Origin of the sequence: Microbacterium sp. NPDC087868 (assembly GCF_044900755.1) — a bacterium.
GTDB lineage: Bacteria > Actinomycetota > Actinomycetes > Actinomycetales > Microbacteriaceae > Microbacterium > Microbacterium galbinum.
In genome coordinates, this window is sequence record NZ_JBJDNO010000014.1 from 1 (window position 1) to 7,625 (window position 7,625).

At 67.3% G+C, this 7,625-nt stretch carries 5 protein-coding genes; 3 read left to right on the top strand and 2 right to left on the bottom strand.

Features of this window, described 5'->3' with window-relative positions:
- Positions 1-32: 32 nt before the first annotated feature.
- Entirely contained in the window at positions 33-1,247 is a 1,215-nt protein-coding gene (fdhA, locus tag ACI2JZ_RS18240) for a formaldehyde dehydrogenase, glutathione-independent (RefSeq protein WP_133833949.1), read from the bottom strand.
- Between the two features lie 128 nt (positions 1,248-1,375).
- A complete protein-coding gene (locus tag ACI2JZ_RS18245; RefSeq protein WP_105662330.1) occupies positions 1,376-2,314 on the bottom strand; it encodes a LysR family transcriptional regulator in 939 nt (312 codons plus the stop codon).
- Positions 2,315-2,465: 151 nt separating this feature from the next.
- Here ACI2JZ_RS18245 and ACI2JZ_RS18250 point away from each other — a divergent pair, with 151 nt between their 5' ends.
- From ACI2JZ_RS18250 to ACI2JZ_RS18260, 3 genes are all read left to right on the top strand, one after another.
- Positions 2,466-3,770, top strand: coding sequence for an SRPBCC family protein (locus ACI2JZ_RS18250; protein WP_105658918.1), 1,305 nt, complete (start codon positions 2,466-2,468; stop codon positions 3,768-3,770).
- Positions 3,767-5,158: an iron-sulfur cluster-binding domain-containing protein gene (locus tag ACI2JZ_RS18255; protein WP_332488080.1), complete on the top strand. Its 1,392-nt coding sequence runs from the start codon at positions 3,767-3,769 to the stop codon at positions 5,156-5,158. The genes ACI2JZ_RS18250 and ACI2JZ_RS18255 overlap by 4 nt, the downstream gene beginning before the upstream one ends.
- A 43-nt stretch (positions 5,159-5,201) precedes the next feature.
- A partial coding sequence (locus ACI2JZ_RS18260; RefSeq protein WP_404598844.1) for an FAD-dependent oxidoreductase occupies positions 5,202-7,625 on the top strand: 2,424 nt, incomplete at its 3' end.

Below are 7,625 nucleotides of genomic sequence, written 5' to 3' on the forward strand. Positions count from 1 at the left end.
CGGGCAGCGGTTAAATGTGCGTCAAGCGCGGATCAGGCGCTGATCAGCCCGTGCGGGTCGAGCACGAACTTCTGCGCGGCGCCTTCGTCGAAGGCCGCGTAGCCCTGCGGGGCCCGGTCCAAGCCAATGGCCGTGGCGTTGACGTTCTTGGCAATCGAGACCTTGTCCGAGAGGATCGCCTGCATCAGCCCGCGGTGGTACTTCATCACCGGGCACTGGCCCGTGACGAAGGTGTGGGACTTGGCGAAGCCCAGGCCGAAGCGCATGGACAGCGAACCGACCTTGGCCGCTTCGTCCTCGGCGCCCGGATCCCCGGTGACATAGAGTCCCGGGATGCCCAGGCTGCCGCCGGCACGGGTGATTTCCATCAGCGAATTGAGCACCGTGGCAGGCTGCTCCTTGCCAGCGTCGTGCCCGTGCCCGCGCGCCTCGAAGCCCACCGCGTCGATGCCGCAGTCGACCTCGGGCACGCCCAGGATCTGGGCGATCTGCTCGGCCGGGTCGCCCTGCGAGACGTCCACGGTCTCGCAGCCGAAGCTGCGCGCCTGGGCCAGCCGGTCGGCGTTCAGGTCCCCGACAATCACGGTGGCCGCACCCAGCAGCTGCGCGGAGGTGGCCGCGGCCAGGCCCACCGGGCCGGCGCCGGCGACATAGACGGTGGAGCCGACGGTGACCCCGGCGCCGATGGCTCCGTGGTAGCCGGTCGGGAAGATGTCCGAGAGCATGGCCAGGTCCAGGATCTTCTCCATGGCCTGGTCGCGGTCGGGGAATTTCAGGGCGTTCCAGTCCGCGTAGGGCACCAGCACGTATTCGGCCTGGCCGCCCACCCAGCCGCCCATGTCCACGTAGCCGTAGGCGGAACCGGGGCGGTCGGGATTGACGTTCAGGCAGATGCCGGTTTGCCCGACCTTGCAGTTGCGGCAGCGGCCGCAGGAGATGTTGAAGGGCACCGAAACGACGTCGCCGACCTTGAGGAATTCCACATCGCGGCCTACTTCCACCACTTCGCCGGTGATCTCGTGGCCCAGCACCAACCCGACGGGCGCGGTGGTGCGGCCGCGGACCATGTGCTGGTCCGAACCGCAGATGTTGGTGGCGATGGTGCGCAGGATGACCCCGTGGTGCACCTGCCGCCCGACGTTTGCCGGGTGGACCCCGGGCCCGTCCTTCAATTCGAATTCGGGGTACGGGGTGTCGATCAGCTCGACCTTGCCTGCCCCGGCGTAGCTTACTGCCAAGTTGCCCATAGCGGACCACTTCCTTGAAATATCAGTTGGATACCAAATCGGATGTGCCCAAGTCTGACCACTGGATGTGATCCATGTCAATAGCCCGGCCTGAAATCCGCCGGGTCCGGCAGCCCGCCAGCGGCCGGCTACCCGTCCAGTTCCTCGGCCGAGCGCAGGGAAATAATGTCCTTGGCGGTGCGCTGCAGGATATCCAGGGATTCCTCGATCAGCGGCGAGCCGCGGCTGCCCTTGCGGGTCACCGCCACGATGCGCCGCGAGGGCTTGGCCGCCCCGGAAATCCGGCGGCGCACCACGTTCTGCGCATCGCCCAGGGTGGCCAGCCGGGGCAGCAGCCCCACGCCCAGGCCCGCCCCGATGAACGCGATCATGGTTTCCCACTCCACCGCCTCGTGGGCGATGTGCGGGGTGACCCCCAGCGAAGTGAAGGCGGCAACGAACAGCGCCCGGTAGACCGACTGCCCGGATTCGGAGATCCACGGGTCATCGGCCAGGTCCTCCAGGGCCACGGACTTGTGCTGCGCCAGCCGGTGCGTGGCGGGCAGCACCACATCCAGCGGGTCATCGAGCAGCACGGTCTGCTCGAACCGGTCCCTGGCGGCAGAACCCCCGGACGTCTGGCTGGCCACGATCACGGCCAGGTCGATCCGCTCCGCGAGCAGCAAGTCCAGGCAGCGCTGCGGCTGCGCTTCGATCAGCTGCACCTCGGTATCGGGCCGAGTGGCTCGCAGGTTCGCGGCCAGCGGGGCAAGCAGCTGCGCGGCAGCGGTGGAGAAACCGCCCAGGCCGAACTGCCCCTGCACCTGCCCGGAGGCGTTGCGCGCGGACGCCGCGAGCAGCTCCCATTGCGTCACAATCCCGTCCAGGCCCGCAACGAAATGCCGGCCCGCGGAGGTCAGCCGCACCCCGCGGCCCTCCTTGGTGATCAGCTTGATGCCCAGGGTGCGCTGCAGTTCGCGCAGCTGCGCGGAGACCGCCGAGGCCGAGTAGCCGGTCAGTTCCGCGGTGCGCGCTACCGAGCCTGTGGAGGAGAAGACCCGCAGGGTGGCGAAGCGTGGATCAATCATGCACCAATTGTGCACGGTTCCGTTCAATTTCTTGCGCTTTTCTTGCCGACTATTTCTTCCTAGTCTCGATTCATGCGGTGACCGGCCTCACATCGGCCCGCGCAACCACAGCCAGAGGACGCCAGCCGCGTCGTGTTCCAAGGAGTAACAGATGACCGCTTCGGTAAGCGCACCGCGCACTACGCGTGGGAAGCTCGCTACGTCGGTGAACCAAGAACAGCTCGCCGAGATCACCGAGCTCTTCCGCAACCGGCGCAAGGGCTACTCGCTCGAAGCCCCGCTGTATACCGACCCCTCAGTATTCGATGTCGAAATGCAGGCCATCTTCGGGACCCACTGGCTGTTCGCCGCGAGCATTGCCGAGATCCCCGAGCCCGGGGACTACGTGACCGTGGACTACGGTCCGCATTCGCTGATCGTGCTGCGCACCGAGGAGGGCGGGGTCAACGTGCTGCACAACGTCTGCCGGCACCGCGGCGCCCGCGTGCTCACCGAAGCTTCGGGCAGCACCGGGAACCTGGTCTGCGGCTACCACTCGTGGACCTACTCACCCGAAGGGGACCTGATCCACGCCTCCGCCCCGGGCGAAGGCAAGTTCGACAAGAGCTGCTTCGCGCTCAAGCGCGCCCACGGCCGGGTCCATGCCGGGCTGGTCTTCGTTTCCCTGGCCCAGGACCCGCCGGCGGACTTCGACGAGGTCGCCGGCATCTTCGAGCCCTACCTGGCCCCGCACGATATCGCCCGCGCCAAGGTCGCCTACCAGCAGGACATCATCGAGGAGGGCAACTGGAAGCTGGTGATGGAGAACAACCGCGAGTGCTACCACTGCGACGGGCACCCCGAGCTGGCCTGCTCGCTGTTCCCCACCTGGGGGCTGAGCGACGACACCGTTCCGCCGCACCTGGAAGAGGTATGGGAACGCAACCAGCAAGCCCAGGCGGCCCTGGAGGAACGCTGCCGCCGCTACGGATTGCCCTACGAGGTCGTGGAGCAGCTGGACACCCGCATCGCCGGCATCCGCATCTCCCGCGAATCCCTGGACGGCGACGGGGAATCCTTCTCCGCCGACGGGCACCGCCTGTCCAAGAAGCTGCTCGGCGAGCTGCGCGACTTCCGGCTGGGCCGCTGCTCCATGCACCTGCAGCCCAACAGCTGGTTCCATTTCCAGTCCGACCACGTGATCACCTTCGCCGCCTTCCCGATCAACGAGCACCAGACCCTGGTGCGCACCACCTGGCTGGTGGCCGATGACGCGGTCGAAGGAGACGACTACGATCTGGAGAAGCTCACCCACACCTGGAAGCAGACCAACCTGCAGGACAAGGCCTTCGTCGAGCTGTGCCAGAAGGGCGCAGCCAGCCCCGCCTACCAGCCGGGCCCGTACATGAAGAGCGAATACCAGGTCGAGGCGTTCATCAACTGGTACACCCAGCGCGTGCTGGAGCACCTGGCATGAGCGCAGGCGCACAGCTGGCATCGAGCGTAGCGGCCCAGCGCATCCGCGGGCTGGAAATGCCGTGGAACCGGGTCCTCAGTTCCCAGGAAGGCCCGGCGAGCGCGGCCCGCGCGCTGGGACCCTGGCACCCCCAGGAGTTCCTGGCCGAATGCGTGCAGACCATCGAGGAAGCCGGCGGGCTGATGACCTTCGTCTTCCGCCGCGCCGATGGCGCCCCGCTGGCCTTCCGCGCCGGGCAGTACCTGAACATCGCCTTCCCGGTGCATGGCGAAGACCAGGACCCGGTGGACCGCAGCTACTCGATTTCCAGCGCGCCCACCGTGCCCTGGACCTTCAATGTCAGCATCAAGCGCGATCCCAAGGGCCTGGTCTCCTCCTGGGCGCATGAGAACCTGCGTCCGGGCATGGTGCTGGAGATGCTCGGCCCGGTGGGCGCCTTCCACCTGGGCGATTCCGACCGGCGCGCCCGCTACCTGTTCCTTGCGGCCGGAGCCGGGATCACCCCGATCATGTCGATGGTGCGCACCATCCACTCGCTGCCCGGCCAGGCCGATGTGGTGGTGCTCTGCCACGGCACCGTGCCCGGGGACTTCGCTTTCTGGCCCGAGCTGGAATACATTGCGCAGGTCGATTCGCGGATCAAGGTGTTCTACTCGCTGGGCGACCGGGCCAAGCCCAAGAGCTGGAAGGGCTTTGCCGGGAGGCTGACCACGGCGATGATCGACGCGGTGGCCCCGGACGCCAATGGCCGCAAGGTGTTCGCCTGCGGGCCGGAAGGGTACCTGAATTCGGCCACCCAGCTGCTGCGCGAGGCCGGGGTGGATGACACCTCGGTGTTCATGGAGTTCTTCTCCGGGGACCGCAAGACGCTGCTCGAATACCAGGAGGAAATCGCCCTGGCCGGGTCCATCGCCGAGGAGGTGGCCGAATCCGTGGAGGAGTTCTACGAGAGCCAGCCGCCGGAGCTGGGGATGTACGAACCCGAGTACGACCAGAGCGGCACCATCGAGGCCAGCGGCCAGAAGCTGGTGGCGGTCGATTCCAATGCCCCGCTGCCGCCGGCCTCACCGCTGGTTCCCGCGCAGGACTCGCCGGATACCGCTTCCTTCCCCACCGTGGGCGAAGGCGAGCTGACCATGACCTTCCTGCGCACCGCGGTAAATGTCCGGATCAGTTCCCAGGAGCACATCCTGGGTGTCGCCCAGCGGGCCGGGGTGCGCATCGGCGCCAACTGCCAGGAGGGCATGTGCGGCTCGTGCAAGGTCGTCAAGCTCGAAGGCGAGGTGGCGATGAACCACCAGGGCGGCATCCGCGCCCGTGAAATCGCGGCCGGGAAATTCCTGCCCTGCTGCTCCACCGCCCAATCGGACCTGGTCATCGACGCCTAGCCGCGCCGGCCACCACCACACCATCAGCTTTCAAGGAGTCCCCATGTCCTGTCTTTCCCCTCGGATCCTCATCATCGGCGCCGGCATCGTCGGCGCCAACCTCGCAGACGAACTGGCCGCGCTGGGCCACACCAATACCCTGGTCATCGAGCAGGGTCCGCTGGATCTTCCCGGCGGCTCCACCTCGCACGCCCCGGGCCTGGTCTTCTCGTCCAACCCGTCCAAGTCCATGACCGAATTCGCGCAGTACACCATCGAGAAGCTCACCGGCCTGGTGGGCGCCGACGGGCGCGGCTCCTTCCTTCCGGTGGGCGGGCTGGAAATCGCCACCACCGATGAGCGCCTGGCTGACCTGCATCGCCGCGCCGGCTGGAACCGCTCCTACGGGGTCGACGCCGAAGTCATCGACGCCGCCGCCTGCCTGGCGAAGTTCCCGATGCTCAACCCGGAGAAGGTCCTGGGCGGCCTGTTCACCCCGGGCGACGGCCTGGCCCTGGCCGCCAAGGGCACCGCGCTGGTCATGGAACGCGCCAAGGCCGCGGGAGTCGAGTTCCGCGACCGCACCATCGTCACCGATATCGAGGTCTCCGGCGGCAAGGTCACCGCGGTGATCTGCGGCGAGGAGCGCTTCGCGGCGGACATCGTGGTCTCCTGCGCAGGCTTCTGGGGACCGAATATCGGCAAGATGGTGGGCACCTCGATCCCGCTGCTGCCGCTGGGCCACCAGTTCGCCTGGAGCACCCCGGCCCCGTCGCTGGCCGGAGTGAACGAGCTTCCGGCCGGTGCCAGCCGCCCGATCCTGCGCTACCAGGACCGCGACCTCTACTACCGCGAGTGGGGAGATCGCATCGGCATCGGCTCCTACGCCCACCGTCCGATGCCGGTGGATCTGGACACCTTGCAGGCCTACCGCCCGGAAGAGATCACCCACGAGCGGATGCCTTCCTCGCTGGACTTCACCCCGCAGGACTTCGCCGCCGAATGGGAAGCCAGCCAGGAGCTGCTGCCGGATCTGCGCAATACCCGGATCCAGCGCGGCTTCAACGGCATCTTCTCCTTCACCCCGGACGGCGGCTCGCTGGTAGGCCAGTCCAGGGAAGTGGACGGCTTCTACGCGGCCGAGGCCGTGTGGGTCACCCACGCGCCGGGCATCGCCAAGGCCGTGGCCGAGCTGATCACCACCGGCACCTCCACGACGGACCTGAGCGACTGCGACCTGAACCGCTTCGAGGACGTGCAAACCACCAAGGAGTACGTCAGCGAGACCTCGCAGCAGAACTTCGTGGAAATCTACGATGTCCGCCACCCGCTGGAACCGCGCACCAAGCCCCGCACCGTGCGCACCAGCCCGTTCTACTCCCGCCAGCAGAAGCTGGGCGCCTTCTTCCTGGAGGGCACCGGCTGGGAGCGCCCGCACTGGTACGAGGCCAACGCCGCGCTGCTCGATGAATTGCCGGCGGAGTGGGTGGCCCCGGAGCGCGACAGCTGGTCAAGCAAGTTCCACTCGCCGATTGCCGCGGTGGAAGCCTGGAAGACCCGCACCGCGGTGGCCATGTTCGATATGACCCCGCTCAAGCGCGTGGAAATCACCGGCCCCGGTGCCGGGCCGATGCTCCAGGGCTTGACCACGGCGAATATGCTGCGTGCCCCGGGCATGGTCAGCTACACCCTGCTGCTGGACCATGCCGGCGGCATCACCAGCGACATCACCGTGGCCCGGCTCTCCGAACAGGTCTACCAGGCCGGCATCAACTCCAACGTGGATGTCGCCTACCTGGACCGCGAAGCGCGCAAGTTCAATGAGGCCAACCCGGGCCAGTGGGTGGCAGTTCGCGATATCACCGCCGGGACTTCCTGCATCGGCCTGTGGGGGCCGCTGGCCCCACAGGTCATGGCCAAGATCAGCGACGATGATATGGGCAACGAGGGGCTGAAGTACTTCCGCACCAAGCAGATCTCCATCGCCGGCATCCCGGTCACCGCGATGCGCCTGTCCTACGTGGGCGAATTCGGCTGGGAGCTCTACGCCTCGGCGGATGTCAGCGCCAAGCTCTGGGATGCGATCTTCGAAGCCGGGCAGGAGCACGGCATCATTGCCGGCGGGCGCGAGGCGTTCAACTCCATGCGACTGGAGAAGGGCTTCCGCTCCTTCGGCACCGATATGACCAGCGAGCACGAACCGGAACAGGCCGGCCTGGGCTTCGCGGTGAAGGCCGCCAAGACCGCGGACTTCGTGGGCAAGTCGGCGCTGGCCGAACGTGCCGCGGCGGCCACCAAGCGCCTGCGCTGCCTGACCGTGGATGATGGCGTGTCCATGGTCCTGGGCAAGGAACCGGTCTACGTGGATGGCAAGCCTTCCGGCTACGTCACCAGCGCCGCCTACGGATACACGGTCCGCAAGCCGATCGCCTACGCGTGGCTGCCGATCTCGGTGGAAACCGGAGACCCGGTGGCGATCGAGTACTTC

Coding starts and splice junctions, on each gene's coding strand:
- fdhA (WP_133833949.1), bottom strand. CDS start 1,247: ATGGGCAACTTGGCAGTAAGCTACGCCGGGGCAGGCAAGGTCGAGCTG.
- ACI2JZ_RS18245 (WP_105662330.1), bottom strand. CDS start 2,314: ATGATTGATCCACGCTTCGCCACCCTGCGGGTCTTCTCCTCCACAGGC.
- ACI2JZ_RS18255 (WP_332488080.1), top strand. CDS start 3,767: ATGAGCGCAGGCGCACAGCTGGCATCGAGCGTAGCGGCCCAGCGCATC.
- ACI2JZ_RS18250 (WP_105658918.1), top strand. CDS start 2,466: ATGACCGCTTCGGTAAGCGCACCGCGCACTACGCGTGGGAAGCTCGCT.